Source organism: Pseudomonas sp. Colony2 (assembly GCF_019382755.1).
Lineage (GTDB): Bacteria > Pseudomonadota > Gammaproteobacteria > Pseudomonadales > Pseudomonadaceae > Aquipseudomonas.
Genome location: NZ_CP080030.1, coordinates 1,548,595 through 1,569,222 on the forward strand (window position 1 = coordinate 1,548,595; position 20,628 = coordinate 1,569,222).

Genomic DNA, 20,628 nt, shown 5'->3' on the forward strand with positions numbered 1-20,628 from the left:
CATAGCTCCAATGTAGGAGCTGTCTCGCTAAAGCTCGACAGCTCCTACAATTGAACGTCTCTTGGGCTTCAGATTTTGTCTGGCTGCCGGTTCCAGTGCCGAAACAAAGGCTCCGCCAGAAACAGCACAAACAACAAACGCATCACCTGCATCGCCGTCACCAACGGCACCGACAATTGCAGGGTTTCCGCCGTCAGGCTCATTTCCGCAATTCCGCCTGGCATCATGCCCAGTGTCAGCGAACGCAGGTCCAGATGTGTGAGTGCACTCAAGCCCACAGCCGCCAGCGTCGCAATCAACATAGTCAACGCCGTACCGATCAACGTACGTCCCATGAACAACGGCGCGCGCCGGAAGAACTGCCGGTTGAAGTGGCAGCCCAGGCCGCTGCCGATCAGCCACTGGCCGATCTGGCTGCCGCCGTCGGGCAGCCCGATGTGCAAGTCCCAGGTAATGCTGGCGGCGGCACTGACCAGCAGCGGCCCGAACAGCCAGGGGTTTGGCTGACGCAAGCGCTGCCAGCCCCAGGCCACCAGTGCGCCGACGGGAAACAGCAGCGCCAGCCAGGTCCAATCCACCGTCGCCGGATGAAACTGCGGGGCACCTTCCCCCAGCAAATACTTGAACGCCGCCGGCACACAGAGCACCACCACCAATACCCGCAAACTCTGGCCCGCCGCGACGCGGCTGAGTACTGCGCCGTTGCGTGCGCCGAGGTTGACCATCTCCCCCGACCCACCCGGCATGCTCGAGAAAAACGCTGTGGCACGGTCTTCACCGCTGCGGCGCATCAACCACACACCCACGATGCTGGAGAGGCTGGTGACCAGCGCGCCGAAGAAGATCAGGCCGAAGTGGCTCATCACCTGCTCGATCACCACCGGGGTGAAGTGCAGGCCGATGCCGATGCCCACCACCCATTGGCCGCATTTGCGGCCGCCGGGAATTTCTGCGAGCTGCCAGGGTGTCAGGCAGCGCACCAGGATGATCGCCAGCAACGAGCCGACCATGTACGGCAGTGGCCAGCCGATCTGGCTGGCGAGATACCCGCCCAGCAGACCGACCAGCGGTGTTGCCCACCAGTTTCTGAACGTGGCCTCAGACATCGGCCACGGCACGACGCTGCAGGGAACGCTTGCGCCAGATGCGCAGGAGCGGGAACAACAGCATCAAGGCCGTCAGTACCCACACGCCGAAGGTGATCGGGCTCGACCAGAGGATCTGCAATTCGCCGTTGGAAATCGACAGCGCACGACGCAGGTTCTGCTCCATCAACCCGCCGAGGATAAAGCCCAGCAGCACCGGCGAGAGCGGGAAATCCAGCTTGCGCAGGATGTAGCCGAAGATGCCGATGCCGACCATCAGGAACAGGTCGAAGGTGGTGGCGTGAACCGCGTACACACCGATCGCAGTGATGATGGCGATCACCGGCACCAGTGCCCAGTTCGGCACGGCAAGGATGCGGGTGAAGATGCGGATCATCGGGATGTTAAGGATCACCAGCATGATGTTGGCGATAAACAACGAGGCGATCAGGCCCCAGACGATGTCCGGTTGCTGTTGGAACAGCAGCGGGCCGGGGGTGATGTTGTACAGCGACAGGGCGCCGATCATCACCGCCGTGGTGCCCGAGCCGGGTACGCCGAGGGTCAGCATCGGCACCAGGGCGCCGCAGGCGGAAGCGCCGATCGCGGTTTCCGGAGCCGCGAGGCCGCGCATGTCGCCCTGGCCGAATTTACCGCTGGCACCGGCCAGGCGTTTTTCGGTCATGTAGGCCACGGCCGAGGCCAGTGTGGCACCCGCGCCCGGCAATACACCCATGATGAAACCCAGCAGGCCGCAGCGAATATTCACAACGAATACCGCGGAAGCTTCCTTCAGGTTGAACATCATGCGTCCGGTGGCTTTCACGGCTTCCTGGCCACGGTGGGTTTTTTCCAGCAGCAACAGGATCTCGCTGATGGAGAACAGGCCCAATACAAGCACCACGAACTGGATGCCGTCGGTCAGGTGGATGTTATCGCCGGTGAAGCGGTAAACGCCGCTGTTGGCATCGATACCCACTGCTGACAGAAACAGGCCGATCAATGCCGCGACAAAGGTCTTCAGGGGCTTGTCACCGGCCATGCCGCCCAGGCAGACGATGGCAAACACCATCAGTACGAAATATTCCGCCGGGCCGAAGGCAATCGCCCATTTGGCCAGCAGCGGGGCGAACAGCACCATGCCGCAGGTGGCGATAAACGCACCGATGAACGAACTCCACGCCGACAGCGACAACGCCACGCCCGCCAGGCCTTTGCGAGCCATCGGGTAGCCGTCGAGGGTGGTCATCACGGTGGAAGCTTCACCCGGGATGTTCAACAGGATCGAGCTGATGCGCCCGCCGTATTCGCAGCCCAGGTACACGGCCGCCAACAGGATCAAGGCCGACTCAGGCGGCAGCCCCAGGGCAAATGCGATGGGGATCAACAGCGCTACGCCGTTGATCGGCCCAAGGCCCGGCAACAGGCCGACCACGGTGCCGATCAAGGTGCCGCACAGTGCGGTGATCAGGTTGTAAGGGGTCAGTGCAACGCCGAAGCCCTGGCCCAAATAGCTGAACGTATCCATATCAGTTCTCCAGAACTTCAAGCAGGCCGAGCGGCAGCGGTACATCCATGGCCTTGTCGAACAGCAGGTAAAGACCGATGCTCATCAAGGTCACGATCACCACGCTGGGCATCCAGCGGCCGCCATACAGGCGCGCCATCGGAATGCCGATCAGCATGCTGCTGAGGATGAAACCCAAGGGTTCGAAGGTGCCGGCAAACACCAGCAGCAACCCGACGCAGATGCCGATCTTGATCAGGGTCTGGCGGTCCAGCGCGGGCTCTTCTTCTGTGTGCTTGGTGGGCTGTGGACGAAACAGCATGTAGATCAGGCCCAGGCCCATCAGCCCGAGCATCAGCAGCGGGTAGGCCCGAGGCCCTACCGGCTCGTAGGAAAACGACGCCTGATATGGCCAGGCCATCAGTGCGAGGCCGGCACAGACCAGCAACATCACTGAGGCGAAAATGCGTTGTAAGAGCATGGGAAACTCCTTGGAGACTCTTGTAGGCGCGAGCTTGCTCACGAAGAACGCCAGGACGTCGCGTTTATACAGGCAGCACGCGTCATCGTTGAAGTTTTTCGCGAGCAAGCCCGCTCCCACAGAGGGGCGATTACTGGATCAGGCCGAACTCTTTGGCCAGCACTTTGTAGTCAGCCACCTGTTTCTTCACGTAGGTGTCCAGCTCCTGGCCGGTCATGGCGAACGGGAACAGCTCGCGCTGGTCACGCAGCTTGGCGAACTCTTCGGAAGCCAGCAGTTTGTCGAAGGCGTCTTTCCACCAGGCATAGTCTTCGTCGCTGACTTTTGGCCCGAGGTAGAAGCCACGCACCACCGGCCAGACGATGTCGTAGCCTTGTTCCTTGGCGGTCGGGATGTTCTTCATTTCCGGCTCGTCCAGGCGTTCGTCGGAGAACACCGCCAGCAGGCGCATGTCACCACTGAGGATGTGCGGCATGGAGTCGGAGATGTCGGTACTGCCTACCTGGATATGGCCGCCGAGCAGGGCGGTGGCGATCTCGCCGCCGCCTTCCAGTGCCACGTAACGCAGGTCACGCGGGTTGATGCCGGCGGCCTTGGCGATCAGGGCGGTTTGCATCCAGTCCTGGCTGCCGACGGTGCCGCCGGAACCGATGACCACGCTGCCCGGATCTTTCTTCAGGGCCTTGACCAGATCGTCGAGGTTTTTGTAGGGCGAATCGCTTTTCACCGCGATGGCACCGTAGCTGGTGCCGACGGCCGCGAGCCAGCGCACGGCGCTTTCATCGAAGCGGCCAAATTTGCCCTGGGCCAGGTTCAACAGCGAGCCGCTGGACCACGCCACCAGCGTGCCGGCGTCGGCCGGACGCTGCGCCACGACGGCGTTGTAGGCCACCGCGCCCACGCCGCCGGGCATGTAGGTCACGCGCATCGGCTTGCTCAGCAGTTTCTCGTTGACCAGCGCGCTCTGCGCCAGTTTGCAGGTCAGGTCGAAACCACCGCCGGGGGACGCCGGGGCGATGCATTCCGGGCGCTTGGGCTCGGCGGCCAGCAGTTGGCTGGCGAACAGCATGCAGCTGGCCGTCAGGGCAAATTTACGCAGTGAAAGGGTCATGTTCATCTCCATCATTGTTGTTATGAGGTTGCTGTTACCAGAGTGCGACGCTGTAGCTCACCAGCAGGCGCACTTCATCCGCATCACGGGCCGAATAGTTGGAACGGTAGGTGGCATTGCGCAGACGCACGGCCACGTCCTTGAACGTGCCGCTTTGCACCACGTAGCGGATCTCGCTGTTGCGTTCCCACTCCTTGCCGGTCTCGCCGTTCTTGAGCTTGATGTTGTCACCCGACAGGTAACGGCTCATGAAACTCAGGCCGGGAATCCCCAGCTTGGCGAAGTCGTAGTCGTAGCGGGCCTGCCAGGAGCGTTCTTCGGCGCCGGCAAAGTCGTTGATCTGCACGAAGTTGACAAGGTAAGGATCGCTACCGTCCACGTAGGGAAAGGCGCTGTCGCCGGACATGTGCTGGTAACCGGCGCTGAGCTTATGGCCATTGAGGGCATAGCTGAAGAGGCCGTTGAGGGAGGTGTTGTCGATCTTGCCGCCGCGCGCCGCGCCGGTGTCGTCACTGACGGCCAGGCGCAGGTCGGCGCCGAAGGTGCCGGGGCCCATCGGGCGCGAGGCCACGAGGCCGAGGAAATGCTGGCGGTACACGTCGTCGAGTTGGGCGAAGTGGTAGCTACCGGTGATCTTGTCGGCGAACTTGTAGTCCACGCCGCCGAAGTCGAAATGCTTGCCGGTGGCGCCGCTGAGGAAGCGGCTGTTCTTGTTGTTGAGGCCGATGTCTTCGTAGTTGGTGTCGTCGCGGTCCTTGGCCTTGTTCAGGCGGCCGCCGGTGAACACCAGGTTCTTGAATTCCCTGGAACTGAGCAGGCCGCCTTCAAACGTCTGCGGCAGGATGCGCCCGTCGTTGGGCTTGAGGATCGGCAATTCGGGGATCAGCGCGCCGATCTTCAGCTCGGTGGCGGAGATCTTCACTTTGCCGGTCAGGCCGAGTTTGGAATATTCGTTGGCGGCGCGGCCGTCGTCGTGGGTCGGCAACAGCCCGGTGCCGGTGCGGTCGGGGCTGGAGTCGAGCTTGACCCCGAGCATGCCCAGCGCATCCACGCCGAAGCCGACGGTACCGTCGGTATAGCCCGACTGCAGGTTGAGCATGAAGCCCTGGGCCCACTCGTCGCGCTTGGATTGTTGTGCGCTGGTGCCGTCGCGAAAGTCGCGGTTGAAGTACATGTTGCGGGTTTCGAGGGTGGCGGTGCTGTCCTCGAAAAAGGCGGCCTGGCCTGCGGGCGAAAAGCCGGCGAGGGCGGCGGCACTGGCAAGGGCGGTCTGGGTGATACGAGAAGAACGAGCAGGCGGCTGTGTGCGCAGCATCGTGGGTGTACTCCGTTATTGTTCTTATTTTGGCGAAAACGCTTCGAGGCGTTTTTCGGGCGCTATGGGTGAAATAGCTCGGCAGGCGAAACCCACCGTGGCTGGATGCTAAAGGGCGAAGCTTTCACTAACCTTTCAGTCGCCTTTCAATGTTTTCGGGCTTCACAGCGCAGGCCGCGCCTGTAAACTCCCCGGCAAAGCGTGGCGCCGACCACCCCCAAACGAGGTAAAGACCCATGCGTGTCCTTCTGGTCGAAGACCATTTGCAGCTAGCCGAAAGTGTCGCCCAGGCGCTCAAGAGCACGGGTTTGACCGTCGACGTGTTGCACGATGGAGTGGCGGCGGACCTGGCCTTGAGCAGCGAGGAATACGCGGTGGCGATTCTCGATGTGGGCCTGCCGCGCATGGACGGTTTTGAAGTGTTGGCGCGCCTGCGGGCCCGTGGAAAAAATCTGCCGGTGTTGATGTTGACCGCACGCAGCGATGTGAAGGACCGCGTGCATGGCCTCAACCTGGGCGCGGATGACTACCTGGCCAAGCCGTTCGAACTGACGGAGCTGGAAGCCCGGGTCAAGGCGCTGCTGCGCCGTAGCGTGCTGGGCGGTGAGCGGCAACAGGCGTGTGGTGTGCTGATTTACGACCTGGACACGCGGCGCTTCACCCTGGGCGGCGAATTGCTGACGTTGACCTCCCGCGAGCAGGCGGTGCTTGAGGCGCTGATCGCGCGTCCTGGCCGGGTGATGAGCAAGGAGCAACTGGCCTCCCAGGTGTTTGGCCTGGATGAAGAGGCCAGCCCCGATGCCATCGAAATCTACGTGCACCGCCTGCGCAAGAAACTCGATGGCCAGCCTGTGGCCATCGTCACTTTCCGTGGCCTGGGGTACCTGCTGGAAGCCCGCGATGCATAAGCCCAGCAGCCTGCGCTGGCGCCTGCTGTGGAACCTGGCGCTGTTGCTGGTGGTGTTGATGATTGCCAGCGGCTTGAGCGCTTACTGGAATGGGCGCGAGGCGGCGGACACGGCTTACGACCGCACGCTGTTGGCCTCGGCGCGGACCATTGCGGCCGGCCTGTCCCACCGCGACGGCACCTTGAGTGCCGATGTGCCCTACGTCGCCCTGGATACGTTCGCCTACGACAGCGCCGGGCGAATCTACTACCAGGTCAACGATATTCACCAGAAGCTGATTTCCGGCTACGAAAACCTGCCAGGCCCGCCGCCGGGTACTCCACGCACCGATGACTATCCGGCGCTGGCGCGCTTTTATAACGCCAGGTATCAAGGCCAGAACGTGAGAGTGGTCAGCCTGCTCAAGGCAGTCTCCGAACCGAACATGAACGGCATGGCGGAAATCCGCGTGGCCGAAACCGACGAGGCGCGGGTGGCGATGGCGCGCAGCCTGATGGCCGATACCTTGCTACGCCTGGGGATGCTGGCCATCGGTGCTTTGTTGTTGGTGTTCTTTGCCGTGAGTGCGGCGCTGCGGCCGTTGGAGCGCTTGCGCACGGCCGTGGAAGAGCGTCAGCCCGATGACCTGCGGCCATTGCCGCTGGTGGAGGTGCAGCATGAATTGGGCCCGCTGGTACATGCGCTCAACCATTTCACCGAACGCCTGCGCGGGCAGTTCGAGCGCCAGGCACAGTTTATTGCCGATGCCGCCCATGAGCTGCGCACTCCGTTGGCAGCGCTCAAGGCACGCTTGGAGCTTGGCCTGCGTGCCGAAGATCCGGCTACCTGGCGCACCACCCTGGAAACCGCAGCCCAGGGCACTGATCGCCTGACTCACCTGGCCAATCAATTGCTCTCGCTGGCGCGCATCGAAAACGGCGCCCGGGCGATTGCCGAAGGCGGGGCCCAGTTGCTGGACCTGAGCCAGTTGGCTCGCGAGCTGGGCATGGCCATGGCGCCGCTGGCCCATGCGCGTGGCGTGGCCCTGGCGCTGGAGGCGGATGAACCGGTGTGGCTGCGGGGCGAGCCCACCTTGTTGAACGAGTTGTTGAGCAACCTGGTGGACAACGCCCTGGCCCACACGCCCCCGGGCGGCAACGTGATCTTGCGGGTCACGGCGCCGGCGGTACTTGAGGTGGAAGATGACGGCCCGGGCATCCCGCTGGATGAGCGGGACCGAGTGTTCGAGCGCTTCTATCGGCGCAGCCAGCAGGGCTTGGGGGCGGGCTTGGGGTTGGCGATTGTTGGCGAGATCTGCCGGGCACACCTGGCGCAGATCAGCTTGCATGACGGAGAGTTGGCGGGGTTGAAAGTGCGGGTCAGTTTTATCGCGGGGTAATCAGTAGAACATCGACCGTGCTTCATCCAGCTCGGCGCGCAAGGTGTCGCTGTAGGGGTCGAGTCGCAGCTTCTTGATCGCAGGTACCGTCAATATCGGCACGCTGGCCAGCGGGTGGTCAGTGTCGCGGTGGCAATACAACACGGCGACCTGCACCAGGTCGATATAGTCCAGGCGCTCGGAGTCGCGCTCAAGGTTCATGTACTGCGCCGGCAGGTTCACCAGCATTTCCGGGAAGTCCCAGCGCCGCAGCAGCTTGTCCCCCAGCAACGGGTGGATGCTTTCAATCACGTGATCGAGGCTGACCGGATCGGACAGCAGTTCATAGTGATCTTCGGCGAAGGTCAGGATCGGTAGCACGCCAATCTGGTGCACCAGCCCACCCAGCGCCGCCTGGTCAGGCTTCAACTGGCTGTGGTTGCGGCACAACGCATAGCTCACGCCGGCCACTTCCAGGCTGCGCCGCCAGACATCGCGCATCTTCTGTTCGACCACTTCGGAACGGGCGTGGAAGATCTGTTCCATCACCAGGCCGATCGCCAGGTTGCTGCTGTAGTTGGTGCCCAGGCGGGTGATGGCGGTGTGCAGGTCGGTGACTTCCTGGGTCGCGCGCAACAGCGGGCTGTTGACCACTTTGATCAGCCGTGCCGACAAGGCAGTGTCACGGCCGATCACTTTGCTCAGGTGGCTGATGCTGATGTCCGGGTCTTCGGCGGCCTGGCGAATGTTCAGGGCCACTTCAGGCAGCGTTGGCAGAACCAGGTCATCGTTATCGATGGCCACAACCAACGCCTGTTGGACTTTTTCCGCCAGCTTGTTCATTCAAGATCTCTAGGGTGTAGCAAAAAGGTACGACGATCAGCGCTGGATCTCGCGATCCCGGTCCAGTTGGTAGGGCAGGTCGAGCAACTGAAGGCCCGGGCCTTCCAGCGTGCCTACATGCACATCGCCACTCTCTGCTGCTTCGGCTTGCAGCACCGCTAGAAGTTCAATCGCCTGATCGGCACGGGCGGCAAGCACCACCTCGCCGATGGCGCTGTTGTGATTCGGGGAAAACAGTGGGGTGCCGGGCTCAGGCAGCTCGCCGGCATTCAGGCTCAGGCGATACAGGCGACGCTTGAGTTTGCCCAAATACTGCATGCGCGCGACGATTTCCTGGCCGGTGTAGCAGCCTTTCTTGAAGCTGACGCCGCCGACGGCTTGCAGGTTGAGCATCTGCGGGATGAACAGTTCGCGGGTCTGGGGCATGACCTGGCCGATACCGGCACGGATCTGGCCCAGCAGCCATTGGTTCAGTTCACCTTCGTGCAATTGTGCGGCGAGTTGGCTGTGCAGGGTTTGAGCTTGGGCGGCGGGGGCCCAGAGTTCGGCACGGCCCGGCGATACGCGGATGGCGATCAGGTCGTCGCTGCGCACCACGCTGTCGGTCTCGGCGGGTAGTTGGAGGCCGAGGCCGGCCAGTACCTGATCGGCATCCGACACACCGAAACGCGCCCAGGCAGCGCTTTCGTCGGTGAGTTTGGATTTGGAGAACACGGCGTACTTTTTCAGGTCCGCCAGTTGTGGCTCCAGCAGTTCGGTGGCCATGGCCAGCAACACGCCATCGCCTTGCAGCAGGATGCGGAAGCTCGACTGCATGCGCCCCTTCTGGGTGCAGCGCGCGCCCAGGCTGGCCTGGGTGTCACTCAGGTAGTTAAGGTTGCAGGTCAGTTGTCCCTGGAGGAACTTGGCAGCGTCGGCACCGCGGACGGCGAGAACGCCTTCGTGGGACAGGGGGCAGAAAAAAGCAGAGTCAGCCATGGGTCATCGCAGGTTAAAAAGTCATGAGTGCATCATAGAGGGGCGCCCGGCAAATGGATAGTTTCCGTATGGCCGACCAAAGCCGACTGTTCCAGGCAGCTTCGGCCTGTATACTTGCGCTCTATTTGAGGAGCGCTCCATGGTCGAAGATGTAGAACTCAATCGCCTCTACTGGCACAGCCGACGCGGCATGCTTGAACTGGACGTGTTGCTGGTACCGTTCGTCAGGGAGGTCTATCCGCACCTCAACGACGTCGACCGCGACTGCTACCGCAAGCTGCTGGAATGCGAGGATCAGGACATGTTCGGCTGGTTCATGGAACGCGCCGAATCGGAAGACCCGGAGCTGCAGCGCATGGTTCGGATGATTCTGGATCGTGTCCAGCCCAAGTAATACGTTCGAATGCCGCTGGCACGCCTCCGGGCAGTTGCTGGCGGCTTATCTTTTCGCCCAGGCGTTCGCACTGGGTGCGCTGTGGTTTCTCGATGTGTCCCGATGGTTCGGAGCCTTTGGCGCCTTGTTGTGCCTGGCCCATGCCGGTTGGGTATTGCCGCGTCATATCCTGCTGACTCACCGTTCGTCGATCCGTGGCCTGCGTCGCGACGAGGATGGCTGGCAGTTGTGGAGCGCCGCGCGTGGCTGGCACAGCGTGCAACTGCGCCCCGACAGCCTGGCGTTGCCGTTGATCGTGGTGCTGCGCTTTCGGGTGCAGGGTGACTGGCGGGTGCGTTCGATCTGCGTGCCACGGGATTCGCAGGCTACCGATGTGCATCGGCGCCTGCGGGTGCGCTTGAAGTTCAGCCGCCGTAGGTGGTTGGCACCAGAATAGTGTCGCGCGCTTCGGGCAGCATTTGCGGGTAGTCGAGGGTGTAATGCAATCCCCGGCTTTCCTTGCGCTCCATGGCCGAGCGGATCATCAGTTCCGCCACCTGGGCCAGGTTGCGCAGCTCGATCAGGTCGCGGCTGACTTTATAGTTGCTGTAGAACTCGTCGATCTCATCCAGCAACAGTCGAACCCGGTGCTGCGCCCGCGCCAGGCGCTTGTTGGTGCGCACGATGCCCACGTAGTCCCACATGAAGCGCCGCAACTCGTCCCAGTTGTGGGCGATGATCACGTCTTCGTCCGAATCGGTCACCTGGCTGGCGTCCCAGCGGGGCAGGGCGGCCGGCACCGGGATGCGCGGCAGCTGTTCAAGGATGTCGGCGGCGGCGGAGCGGGCGTACACGAAACACTCCAGCAACGAATTGCTGGCCATGCGGTTGGCGCCGTGCAGGCCGGTGAAGCTGGTTTCGCCAATGGCGTACAGGCCGGGCACGTCGGTGCGGCCGTTCTGGTCGACCATCACGCCGCCGCAGGTGTAGTGCGCCGCCGGGACGACCGGGATCGGGCCCTTGGTGATGTCGATATTGAACGCCAGGCAGCGCTCGTAGACCGTCGGGAAATGGGTCTTGATGAAGGCTTCGGGCTTGTGGCTGATGTCCAGGTAGACGCAGTCGATGCCCAGGCGCTTCATTTCATGGTCGGTGGCCCGGGCGACGATGTCCCGCGGGGCCAGTTCTGCTCGTGGGTCGAAGCGCTGCATGAAACGTTCGCCGTTGGGCAGCTTCAGGTGTGCGCCTTCGCCGCGCAGGGCTTCGGTGATCAGGAAGCTCTTGGCCTGCGGGTGATACAGGCAAGTGGGGTGGAACTGGTTGAATTCCAGGTTCGCCACCCGGCAGCCCGAACGCCAGGCCATGGCAATGCCGTCACCGCAGGCGCCGTCGGGGTTGCTGGTATAGAGGTAGACCTTCGCTGCGCCGCCCGAGGCGAGAATGGTGAAGCGCGCGCCGTAGGTGTCGACTTCGCCGCTGGCCCGGTTGAGCACGTAGGCGCCGAGGCAGCGTTCGCCCGGCAGGCCAAGGCGCTTTTCGGTGATCAGGTCGACGGCGACCCGCTGTTCCAGCAGTTCGATGTTGGGGCGTTGCCGGGCCTGGGCGAGCAGGGTCTTGAAGATCGCGGCGCCGGTGGCGTCGGCGGCATGGATGATCCGCCGATGGCTGTGGCCGCCTTCGCGGGTCAGGTGGAACTCGAAGCCGCCGTCGTCGGTGCCGGAATGTTCGTCGCGGGTGAAGGGCACGCCCTGGTCGATCAGCCACTGGATGGCTTCGCGGCTATGCTCGACGGTGAAGCGCACCGCTTCTTCATTGCACAGGCCGCCGCCGGCATTCAGGGTGTCTTCGACGTGGGATTGCACCGTGTCGGTGTCATCGAGCACCGCGGCGACACCGCCCTGGGCCCAGAACGTCGAGCCATTGGCGAGGTCGCCCTTGCTCAGTACGGCTATGCGCAGGTGGCCCGGCAGGGTCAGTGCAAGGCTCAAGCCCGCGGCGCCGCTGCCAATCACCAGGACATCGTGTTGAAACTGTTGGCTCATTTGAAGGATTCCGCAAAAAGCGATCCGTAGGGGGCGCAAACAGGACGCCTGGATCGGCGAATCAAAGGGTGACACGGCCCACTAGTATATAGAGGGGGGGAGCGGCACAATAGCCGGGCATTCGTGGCATTGTGAGACTACGGGCAACGAACTGCACGGCTTTCATGAAACGGACAGCGATTGGGATGGGAACTTTTTGCATAGGCCCCGACTCAATAGCAGGATGCCCGAAAGCTGGGAACACGCTGGATTTGCTGAGCCGCGTCTGTGTCAGGCGCGTCAGGAAACTGGCGACAGATTATTCGCGCAGCCGGCATTGCCCGCGCTGCGTTTTTCGTGTGTGCCAAATCAGTGCGCGCCGGAAACTTGCTTGGAGGGGGAGAACTTTTGCGAAAAGTCCGAGTCTATGTTTGCAAGCCTGATCGATTAGTTATGCAAGCCTCCTTCAAGTACAACGAGGAGTGTTCATGCTAACCCAGGAAGAGGATCAGCAGCTGGTCGAGCGCGTTCAACGCGGCGACAAGCGGGCATTTGATCTGCTAGTGCTGAAATACCAGCACAAAATTCTCGGGTTGATCGTGCGGTTTGTGCACGACACCCATGAAGCGCAGGACGTTGCACAGGAAGCCTTTATCAAGGCGTACCGTGCACTCGGTAATTTCCGCGGTGACAGTGCGTTTTACACGTGGCTGTATCGCATCGCCATTAACACGGCGAAGAACTATCTGGTTTCTCGCGGTCGCCGCCCGCCGGATAGTGATGTTAGTTCGGAAGATGCTGAATTTTATGATGGTGATCACGGCCTCAAGGATCTCGAGTCGCCGGAGCGTGCATTGCTGCGCGACGAGATCGAAGGAACCGTCCATCGCACTATTCAACAACTGCCAGAAGATTTGCGTACGGCGTTAACTTTACGTGAATTCGATGGTCTGAGTTACGAAGACATTGCGAGCGTCATGCAATGTCCGGTGGGTACCGTACGCTCCCGGATCTTCCGGGCTCGGGAAGCCATCGATAAAGCCCTGCAGCCGTTGTTGCAGGAAAACTGAGACAGCGGCGACAGCCAAGAGAGGAACCGCCATGAGTCGTGATGCCCTGCAGGAATCGCTGTCCGCAGTGATGGATAACGAAGCGGATGAACTGGAACTTCGTCGAGTGCTTAATGCATTTGATGATGCCGAAACCCGTGATACCTGGTCTCGTTACCAAGTCGCTCGGGCGGTGATGCACAAGGATCTTCTAATCCCTCGTCTGGATATTGCTGCGGCCGTTTCTGCTGCACTGGCTGATGAAGCCGTTCCGGCAAAAGCTGCTCGCGGTCCTTGGCGTAGCCTGGGCCGTCTGGCAGTCGCTGCTTCGGTGACCGTCGCTGTATTGGCAGGTGTCCGCCTGTACAACCAGGACGAAATCGCCGGTGCCGAACTGGCCCAACAGACCCAGCAACCGGTCATGGCCGGCCCGCAGGTCAAGGGTCCAGCCGTACTGGCCGGCTACAAGGAAAGCTCCGATACCACCGGGCCTATGGCCAACGGTGTACTTCAAGGGCAATCCGGCTGGCAGGATCAGCGTCTTCCAGGCTACCTGCGCCAACACGCACAGGAATCGGCCTTGAAAGGCACTGAAAGCGCTCTGCCTTACGCCCGCGCTGCAAGCCTGGAAAACCGCTAGTCCGCCAAGGAGCTTTATGCGCGCCATACCGCTCCTTGCGCTTTTGCTCAGTGGCTGGTTTGCAGTCCCCGCCCATGCCGATGAAGCCCAAGACTGGCTGACGCGTCTTGGGCGGGCGGAGCAGCAGCAAAGCTTTCAGGGCACCTTCATCTACGAGCGTAACGGTAGTTTTTCTACCCATGACATCTGGCATCGTGTCCAGAATGGTCAGGTCCGTGAGCGGCTTTTGCAGCTCGATGGTTCTGCCCAGGAAGTCCTGCGCGTCGATGGCCGTACCCAATGCGTGAGCGGCACGCTGGTTGCCGGGCTTGGGGGCTCCCCCAATACCTCTGCGCGTACCCTTGATCCGCAAAAACTCAAAGCGTTCTACGATCTTGCCGTCATCGGCAAATCGCGCGTGGCCGGTCGGAATGCGGTGATCGTCTCCGTGACCCCCCGCGATCAATACCGTTATGGTTTTGAGCTGCATCTGGATCGTGAAACTGCGCTGCCATTGAAGTCATTGTTGCTTAACGACCAGGGCCAGTTGCTGGAGCGTTTCCAGTTCACCCAGCTCAATACATCGGTGCCTGACGATCGTGATTTGCAGTCCAGTGGCGAATGCACGCCGGTGGCGGTGACCAACGCCAAGGCCCCGGAGGTCGAGATCCCTCAGGATTGGCGCCTCGACTGGTTGCCACCAGGCTTTCAGCTGGTCAACAGCAGTGCCCATAAAGACTCCCACACCAAGGTAACCGTCAGCAGTCTGATGTATGACGATGGTCTGGCGCGTTTTTCGGTATTCCTGGAGCCGCTTAACGGTGCGACCGTAAACGAGACCCGCACCCAGTTGGGCCCGACAGTCGCCGTTTCACGGCGGTTGAATACCCTGGAAGGCGAGGTGATGGTGACCGTCGTCGGCGAGATCCCGATTGGCACCGCCGAGCGAATTGCGCTGTCACTACGCAGTGGCACCGTGCCCGCCAAGCCTTGAGTTGTTAATCCTATGTTCATCCTGATATTTCAATGTTGCGCAGGAGATAGTCGATGCCTGCCTCTGCCGAGAGCATGAAATGTCTGGATCATTTTTTTCACTTGCTAATATCCCCTATGTTTTTTATAGGTCAGGGCTTAACGGCCCTGGCCTTGTTTTGTTCGCGGAACAAAAATGTCGGTCGCAGTTTTTCGGCGTTTATTGAACCCTGTCGCTCAACCCTGCTCGTCGTAACGGGAGCTGTATGTCGATACCACGTTTGAAGTCTTACCTATCCATAGTCGCCACGGTGCTGGTGCTGGGTCAGGCGGTTACCGCGCAAGCGGCCGAGCTGCCTGACTTCACCCAACTGGTGGAGCAGGCGTCGCCTGCCGTGGTGAACATCAGTACTACGCAGAAGCTGCCGGATCGTAAGGTCTCCAACCAGCAGATGCCCGACCTGGAAGGCCTGCCGCCGATGCTGCGAGAGTTCTTCGAACGCGGCATGCCCCAGCCGCGCACGCCGCGTGGCGGTGGTGGCGGCCAGCGTGAGGCCCAGTCCCTGGGCTCGGGCTTCATCATCTCGCCTGACGGCTACATCCTCACCAACAACCACGTGATTGCCGACGCCGACGAGATCCTGGTGCGCCTGGCGGACCGCAGTGAGCTGAAAGCCAAGCTGGTGGGCACCGACCCACGTTCCGACGTGGCCCTGCTGAAAATCGAAGGCAAGGACCTGCCGGTGCTGAAACTGGGCAAATCCCAGGACCTGAAAGCCGGCCAATGGGTCGTCGCCATCGGTTCGCCGTTTGGTTTTGACCATACTGTGACCCAGGGTATCGTCAGCGCCATCGGTCGCAGCCTGCCGAACGAAAACTACGTGCCGTTCATCCAGACCGACGTGCCGATCAACCCGGGCAACTCCGGCGGTCCGTTGTTCAACCTGGCGGGTGAAGTCGTTGGCATCAACTCGCAGATCTACACCCGCTCCGGTGGTTTCATGGGCGTTTCATTCGCGATTCCGATCGACGTGGCCATGGACGTTTCGAACCAGCTGAAAACCGGTGGCAAAGTCAGCCGCGGCTGGCTGGGGGTGGTGATCCAGGAAGTGAACAAGGACCTGGCTGAATCCTTCGGTCTCGACAAGCCGGCCGGTGCCCTGGTCGCGCAGATACAGGACGATGGCCCTGCTGCCAAAGGTGGCCTGCAAGTCGGTGACGTGATCTTGAGCATGAACGGCCAGCCGATCGTCATGTCTGCGGACTTGCCACACCTGGTGGGCGCGCTCAAGGCCGGCAGCAAGGCCAAGCTGGAAGTGATTCGTGACGGCAAGCGCCAGAACGTCGAACTGACCGTCGGTGCGATCCCGGAAGAAGGCGCGGCGCTGGATGCGCTGGGCAACAGCAAGCCAGGTGCCGAGCGCAGCAGCAATCGCCTGGGCATTGCCGTCGTCGAGTTGACCGACGAACAGAAAAAGAGCTTCGACCTCAAGAGCGGTGTAGTGATCAAGGAAGTCCAGGACGGTCCTGCCTCCCTGATCGGCCTGCAACCAGGTGATGTCATCACCCACCTGAACAACCAGGCTATCAACTCCACCAAAGAGTTCACCGACATCGCCAAGGCGCTGCCGAAGAACCGTTCGGTGTCGATGCGCGTCCTGCGTCAGGGGCGTGCCAGCTTCATTACCTTCAAACTGGCCGAGTAATCCGCTAGTCCAATAAAAAGCCCCGCTCTCGATGTTCGAGAGCGGGGCTTTTTTGTGGCTGAAAGGTTTAGCCCATCATGTCTTTGACCATGCGTTCCTGGTCGATCAGTTCACGCTGGCGTGCGTCGATACGTGACGAAAGCGGGAAGTTGCTGCCGGCGCGACGCTTGGCGAAATCCAATTGCTGGATGGCCTGCTTGAAATCTCCCACCAGCGCGAAGTACTCGGCCCGGGCCTGATGCAGGCCGATGATATTGCCCGACAAACCACGGGTTTCCGCAACCTGGTACCAGACGTCCGGATCGTCCGGGCGAGACTTCAACAATCCTTCCAGGGCTTTTTCCGCGTCAGCGTTGCGGTTCTGCTTGAGCAGCAGATCCACACGAACCTGGTTCAGCGGATAGTTGCCTGGATATTGCGTCAACATTCGGTCCGTACGCTGCTGGGCATCCGGCAGGCGATTGTTGGTCATGTCCAGCTCGATCTGCGCCAGGTTGTAGGTGATGTCGTTGGGCGCCTTGGCCAGCAGCGGCTTGAGGTTTTCCCGGGCCAGGTTGAACTGGGCACCCTTGATCTGAGCGATGGCGAGGCCATAACGCGCGATATCGTTCTTCGGATTTTCATCCAGCTGGGCCTGGAAACGTTTGGCGGCCAGCCCCGGGGTGTCTTCGTAATACAGTTGCACTCGAGCACGGATCAGTTGATAGCGCAGGCTGTCCTCAATGCCACCCAGCTTGGCTTGCTCCGCACGGTTGCGGGTGTCGGCGATCCGCGATTCGGTTACCGGGTGAGTCAGCAGGAATTCAGGCGGCTTGGCATCGAAACGGTACTGGCGCATCAAGCGCTCGAACATGGTTGGCATGGACCGTGGGTCGTAGCCGGCTTTCTCCAGGTTGAGAATGCCGATGCGGTCAGCCTCTTGCTCGTTTTGCCGGGAAAAGCGCCGTTGCTCCTGGATCGCGGCGGCCTGGCTGCCGGCGATCGCGGCAATGCCCGCATCGCCTGCGCCAGCGGCGGCAGCGATGATGCCGCCGAGCAGCGCAGCCATCATCGGGATCTGCATGCGCTGCTGTGCTTCCACGCCTCGTGCGAAGTGACGCTGGGACAAGTGAGCCAGTTCATGGGCCAGTACCGAGGCATATTCGCCTTCGGTCTGGGCGTTGAGGAACAGGCCGCCGTTGACCCCGACGATACCGCCCGGTGCGGCAAAGGCGTTCAACTGCGGGCTGTTGATCAGAATGAATTCCAGGCGCCGGTCATTGACCTGGCTGGTTTCCACCAGCTTATAAACGCTGGATTCGACGTAATCCTTGAGCTGCGGGTCGTTGAGTTGCGAGACCTGGCCACGCAGGTAGGCCAGCCATGCCCGACCCAGATCGTATTCCTGTTTTGGCGAGACAATGGCAGAACTGGCGTCGCCAAGTGACGGCAGGTCGTCGGCGAAGCCTGGAGAGGCAAGCAGGCAAGCCAGCGTCAGCAGGGTAGGGCGCAAAAAAGTCATGCACAAAGCCTTTCGACAAAGAGCTTACTGTAGCCGGACACTGAGCTTCGGACCAGATATTCTAAGCGCCCTCGACGCCCACCCGGAGTTAGACCATGACCGACGCTGTAGCCTTCGATGCCGAACTGGATGCCAGTGGCCTTAACTGCCCGCTGCCCTTGCTCAAGGCCAAGCTGGAGCTCAATCGGCTGGCCAGCGGCGCGGTGCTCAAGGTGATCGCCACGGACGCTGGCTCCCAGCGGGACTTTCGTACGTTTGCCAAGCTGGCCGGCCACACCCTGCTGCATGAAGAAGACGAAGCGGGCGTCTATCGTTACTGGTTGCGCAAGGCCTGAATCGCTTGAATATGCTGTCCTTATCGCCTGAGGTTTATTGATGTTCAAAGTGTTACGTGACTGGATTCAGCGCTACTTCTCCGACGAAGAAGCCGTGGTGCTGGCCGTCCTGCTGTTTCTTGCCTTTACGGCCGTGCTCACTTTGGGCGGCATGCTGGCGCCGGTACTGGCGGGGATGGTGCTGGCGTACCTGATGCAAGGCCTGGTCTCCATCCTGGAGCGTCTGCGCTTACCGGGTGGGGCAGCGGTGGGTCTAGTGTTTGCCTTGTTCATGGGGCTGTTGCTGGTATTTATCGTGATCGTGGTGCCTTTGCTGTGGCACCAGTTGATCACCTTGTTCAACGAGCTACCGGGCATGCTCGCCAAGTGGCAGTCATTGCTGCTGCTGTTGCCTGAGCGCTATCCGCACCTTGTGTCGGACGAGCAGGTCCTGCAGGCCATTGAGGTGGCTCGCGGCGAAATCGGAAAGTTCGGACAATGGGCGCTGACCTTTTCCCTTTCGAGCTTGCCGCTGCTGGTCAACATCATGATCTACCTGGTACTGGTGCCGATCCTGGTGTTTTTCTTCCTCAAGGACCGCGAGATGATCGGTCGCTGGGTGCGTGGCTATCTGCCCCGTGAGCGTGCGCTGATTACCCGGGTCGCCGAGGAAATGAACCGGCAGATTGCCAACTACATCCGCGGCAAGGTTATCGAGATTTTTATCTGCGGTGGCGTCACTTACATCGGTTTTGTCGCGCTGGGGCTTAACTACGCTGCCCTGTTGGCGCTGCTGGTGGGTGTTTCAGTGGTGGTGCCATACGTTGGCGCGGTGGTGGTGACGGTGCCGGTGATGTTGATCGCGCTGTTCCAGTGGGGCTGGAGTGATCAATTCATCTACCTGATGGCGGTGTACGGCATCATCCAGGTGCTGGACGGCAACGTGCTGGTGCCGCTGCTGTTCTCCGAGGCGGTGAACCTGCATCCGGTGGCGATCATCTGTGCGGTGTTGTTGTTTGGCGGGTTGTGGGGCTTCTGGGGGGTGTTCTTTGCGATTCCCCTGGCGACGCTGTTCAAGGCGGTGCTGGATGCCTGGCCTCGGCAGGAGCCGGTGGTGGCGCCGTTACTCTGATATTTGTGGTGCCGGTGCAGGCCTCATCGCGGGCAAGCCCGGCTCCCACATTGACTGAGTTGTCCTGTCGAACAATGATCACAGGTGGGAGCTGGCTTGGCTGCGATAGCTATTTCAAAGCCAGCAGGTGAATCAAGCCTGGTTCAGCGCTTGCGCCGCTTCAAGCACTGCATCCACATGGCCCGGCACTTTCACACCGCGCCATTCCTGGCGCAGTACGCCATTCTTGTCGATCAGGAAGGTGCTGCGATCAACACCCAGGTATTCCTTGCCATACAGCTTCTTCAGCTTGATCACATCAAACAGCTGGCAAACCGCTTCGTCCTTGTCGCTGATCAGCTCAAAGGGGAATTCCTGCTTGGCCTTGAAATTCTCGTGGGACTTCACGCTGTCCCGGGACACGCCAAACACCTCGGTGTTGGCCGCCTTGAACGCAGCATGCTGGTCACGGAAGCCCTGGCCTTCAGTGGTGCAGCCCGGGGTGCTGTCTTTCGGGTAGAAGTAGATCACCACTTGCTTGCCCTTGAGCCCGGCGAGGCTGAAGGTTTGCCCGCTGGTGGCCTGGGCTTCGAAGTCGGCTACCGGTTGGTCGATCACTACAGACATGAAGACTTCCTTACATAGGGTTCTGTGGGCGCCAAGGCTCGATCAGTGCGTCGAGGTTCAGGGCATCGGCGAAATCCAGGAACTGGTCGCGCAGCCAACTGATCTGCACGCCGGCCGGCAAGGTCACGGTAAAGGTGGCGTTGAGCATGGTGCCGCCGGTCTGCGGAGCCTGATAGGTGTCGCAGGTCAGGTTTTCCAGCTCGACGTTGTGGTCGATAAAGAACTGGCACAGCTCGTTGACGATGTCCGAGCGGTAGGCCGAACTGACATAGGCCACGTAGGGCAGGGCCTGCGGACGGTTTTCCAGGGCGGCGCTGCGCACCACGTTGACCGTGAAGTCATGCTTCTTCGCCAAACCCGGTAAACCGGTTTCAAGGCGGGCCAGGGCATCCCAGGTCCCGGAAATCTGCAGGACCAGCGCACTGCACTCGCCATGGCGGGTCAGGCGGGAGGTCACGACGGCGCAGCGGTTTTCATGGCTGGCGCGGCACAGGACGTTAGTCAGCTCCATGGGGTTGGCGCCGAGGGCACTGATGACAAGGAATTGTTCGCGGACTGTGGGGGTGGACATGCAGCCTTCCTAAAGCGATGAGCGGTCGATACGATGCAAGCGGTATCAATCAAAGGATGAAGGGTAGCGAAAACCATCGCCAAGGGCTAGGAGGTGGCGTTTTCATTACGTAATCAGCTTCATCAAACCCCGCTTTGGCAGAATGATGGCGCTGCCGCGAACTAAGTTGATCCAGAACG

21 protein-coding genes are annotated in these 20,628 nt (G+C 61.1%); 10 read left to right on the forward strand and 11 right to left on the reverse strand.

The window, feature by feature from the left end; genetic code table 11:
* Nucleotides 1-68: 68 nt before the first annotated feature.
* The 5 genes from JV201_RS06555 to JV201_RS06575 form a co-directional block, all read right to left on the reverse strand.
* Nucleotides 69-1,106 carry an AbrB family transcriptional regulator gene (locus tag JV201_RS06555; protein WP_003212018.1) on the reverse strand — a complete coding sequence of 346 codons (1,038 nt, stop codon included), beginning with the start codon at nucleotides 1,104-1,106 and terminating at the stop codon, nucleotides 69-71.
* Nucleotides 1,099-2,613 (reverse strand): tripartite tricarboxylate transporter permease, encoded by a 1,515-nt coding sequence (locus JV201_RS06560; protein ID WP_003212016.1) that lies wholly within the window; start codon nucleotides 2,611-2,613, stop codon nucleotides 1,099-1,101. Before JV201_RS06560 ends, JV201_RS06555 begins: the two co-directional genes overlap by 8 nt.
* Nucleotide 2,614: 1 nt before the next feature.
* Nucleotides 2,615-3,073, reverse strand: a complete 459-nt coding sequence (locus JV201_RS06565) for a tripartite tricarboxylate transporter TctB family protein (RefSeq protein ID WP_008437838.1) — start codon at nucleotides 3,071-3,073, stop codon at nucleotides 2,615-2,617.
* 130 nt (nucleotides 3,074-3,203) lie between these two features.
* Nucleotides 3,204-4,190: a tripartite tricarboxylate transporter substrate binding protein gene (locus JV201_RS06570; protein ID WP_219406654.1), complete on the reverse strand. Its 987-nt coding sequence runs from the start codon at nucleotides 4,188-4,190 to the stop codon at nucleotides 3,204-3,206.
* Nucleotides 4,191-4,218: 28 nt separating this feature from the next.
* The gene (locus tag JV201_RS06575) at nucleotides 4,219-5,499 is read right to left on the reverse strand and encodes an OprD family porin (RefSeq protein WP_008437839.1); all 1,281 of its coding nucleotides are present in this window, start codon (nucleotides 5,497-5,499) and stop codon (nucleotides 4,219-4,221) included.
* A 236-nt stretch (nucleotides 5,500-5,735) separates the two neighbouring features.
* On the opposite strand from JV201_RS06575, the gene JV201_RS06580 reads away from it, so the two are divergent.
* Both JV201_RS06580 and JV201_RS06585 read left to right on the forward strand, forming a co-directional pair.
* Nucleotides 5,736-6,407, forward strand: a complete 672-nt coding sequence (locus JV201_RS06580; RefSeq protein ID WP_003212008.1) for a response regulator — start codon at nucleotides 5,736-5,738, stop codon at nucleotides 6,405-6,407.
* Nucleotides 6,400-7,785, forward strand: coding sequence for a sensor histidine kinase (locus tag JV201_RS06585; protein ID WP_003212006.1), 1,386 nt, complete (start codon nucleotides 6,400-6,402; stop codon nucleotides 7,783-7,785). The genes JV201_RS06580 and JV201_RS06585 overlap by 8 nt, the downstream gene beginning before the upstream one ends.
* Here the strand turns inward: JV201_RS06585 and JV201_RS06590 are convergent, their stop codons facing one another.
* The gene (locus tag JV201_RS06590; protein ID WP_003212004.1) at nucleotides 7,786-8,607 is read right to left on the reverse strand and encodes an HDOD domain-containing protein; all 822 of its coding nucleotides are present in this window, start codon (nucleotides 8,605-8,607) and stop codon (nucleotides 7,786-7,788) included.
* Nucleotides 8,608-8,643: 36 nt separating this feature from the next.
* A complete protein-coding gene (locus JV201_RS06595; RefSeq protein ID WP_219406655.1) occupies nucleotides 8,644-9,585 on the reverse strand; it encodes a folate-binding protein YgfZ in 942 nt (313 codons plus the stop codon).
* Between the two features lie 139 nt (nucleotides 9,586-9,724).
* Between JV201_RS06595 and JV201_RS06600 the strand changes: the two genes are divergently transcribed.
* Nucleotides 9,725-9,979 carry a succinate dehydrogenase assembly factor 2 gene (locus JV201_RS06600; protein WP_003212000.1) on the forward strand — a complete coding sequence of 85 codons (255 nt, stop codon included), beginning with the start codon at nucleotides 9,725-9,727 and terminating at the stop codon, nucleotides 9,977-9,979.
* Nucleotides 9,963-10,415, forward strand: a complete 453-nt coding sequence (locus tag JV201_RS06605) for a protein YgfX (RefSeq protein ID WP_177008913.1) — start codon at nucleotides 9,963-9,965, stop codon at nucleotides 10,413-10,415. Before JV201_RS06600 ends, JV201_RS06605 begins: the two co-directional genes overlap by 17 nt.
* On the opposite strand, the gene nadB is transcribed toward JV201_RS06605, so the two are convergent.
* Nucleotides 10,384-12,000: an L-aspartate oxidase gene (nadB, locus tag JV201_RS06610; protein ID WP_219406656.1), complete on the reverse strand. Its 1,617-nt coding sequence runs from the start codon at nucleotides 11,998-12,000 to the stop codon at nucleotides 10,384-10,386. The genes JV201_RS06605 and nadB overlap by 32 nt on opposite strands.
* 467 nt (nucleotides 12,001-12,467) lie before the next feature.
* Here nadB and rpoE point away from each other — a divergent pair, with 467 nt between their 5' ends.
* From rpoE to JV201_RS06630, 4 genes are all read left to right on the forward strand, one after another.
* A complete protein-coding gene (rpoE, locus tag JV201_RS06615; RefSeq protein WP_003172477.1) occupies nucleotides 12,468-13,049 on the forward strand; it encodes an RNA polymerase sigma factor RpoE in 582 nt (193 codons plus the stop codon).
* A 31-nt stretch (nucleotides 13,050-13,080) separates the two neighbouring features.
* Nucleotides 13,081-13,668, forward strand: a complete 588-nt coding sequence (locus JV201_RS06620; protein WP_003172479.1) for a sigma-E factor negative regulatory protein — start codon at nucleotides 13,081-13,083, stop codon at nucleotides 13,666-13,668.
* 16 nt (nucleotides 13,669-13,684) lie between these two features.
* Nucleotides 13,685-14,641, forward strand: a complete 957-nt coding sequence (locus JV201_RS06625; RefSeq protein WP_219406657.1) for a MucB/RseB C-terminal domain-containing protein — start codon at nucleotides 13,685-13,687, stop codon at nucleotides 14,639-14,641.
* A 244-nt stretch (nucleotides 14,642-14,885) separates the two neighbouring features.
* The gene (locus JV201_RS06630; protein ID WP_003211993.1) at nucleotides 14,886-16,325 is read left to right on the forward strand and encodes a DegQ family serine endoprotease; all 1,440 of its coding nucleotides are present in this window, start codon (nucleotides 14,886-14,888) and stop codon (nucleotides 16,323-16,325) included.
* Nucleotides 16,326-16,392: 67 nt separating this feature from the next.
* Here JV201_RS06630 and JV201_RS06635 read toward each other — a convergent pair whose 3' ends face one another.
* Nucleotides 16,393-17,826, reverse strand: a complete 1,434-nt coding sequence (locus tag JV201_RS06635; protein WP_003211991.1) for a M48 family metalloprotease — start codon at nucleotides 17,824-17,826, stop codon at nucleotides 16,393-16,395.
* Nucleotides 17,827-17,921: 95 nt separating this feature from the next.
* Between JV201_RS06635 and JV201_RS06640 the strand changes: the two genes are divergently transcribed.
* Together JV201_RS06640 and JV201_RS06645 are read left to right on the forward strand one after the other, a co-directional pair.
* Entirely contained in the window at nucleotides 17,922-18,161 is a 240-nt protein-coding gene (locus JV201_RS06640) for a sulfurtransferase TusA family protein (RefSeq protein WP_003211989.1), read from the forward strand.
* 40 nt (nucleotides 18,162-18,201) lie between these two features.
* A complete protein-coding gene (locus tag JV201_RS06645; RefSeq protein ID WP_003211986.1) occupies nucleotides 18,202-19,272 on the forward strand; it encodes an AI-2E family transporter in 1,071 nt (356 codons plus the stop codon).
* A gap of 132 nt (nucleotides 19,273-19,404) precedes the next feature.
* Here the strand turns inward: JV201_RS06645 and JV201_RS06650 are convergent, their stop codons facing one another.
* A complete protein-coding gene (locus JV201_RS06650; RefSeq protein ID WP_003211984.1) occupies nucleotides 19,405-19,878 on the reverse strand; it encodes a peroxiredoxin in 474 nt (157 codons plus the stop codon).
* A gap of 10 nt (nucleotides 19,879-19,888) precedes the next feature.
* Nucleotides 19,889-20,449: a glycine cleavage system protein R gene (locus JV201_RS06655; protein WP_003172487.1), complete on the reverse strand. Its 561-nt coding sequence runs from the start codon at nucleotides 20,447-20,449 to the stop codon at nucleotides 19,889-19,891.
* Nucleotides 20,450-20,628: the final 179 nt, after the last annotated feature.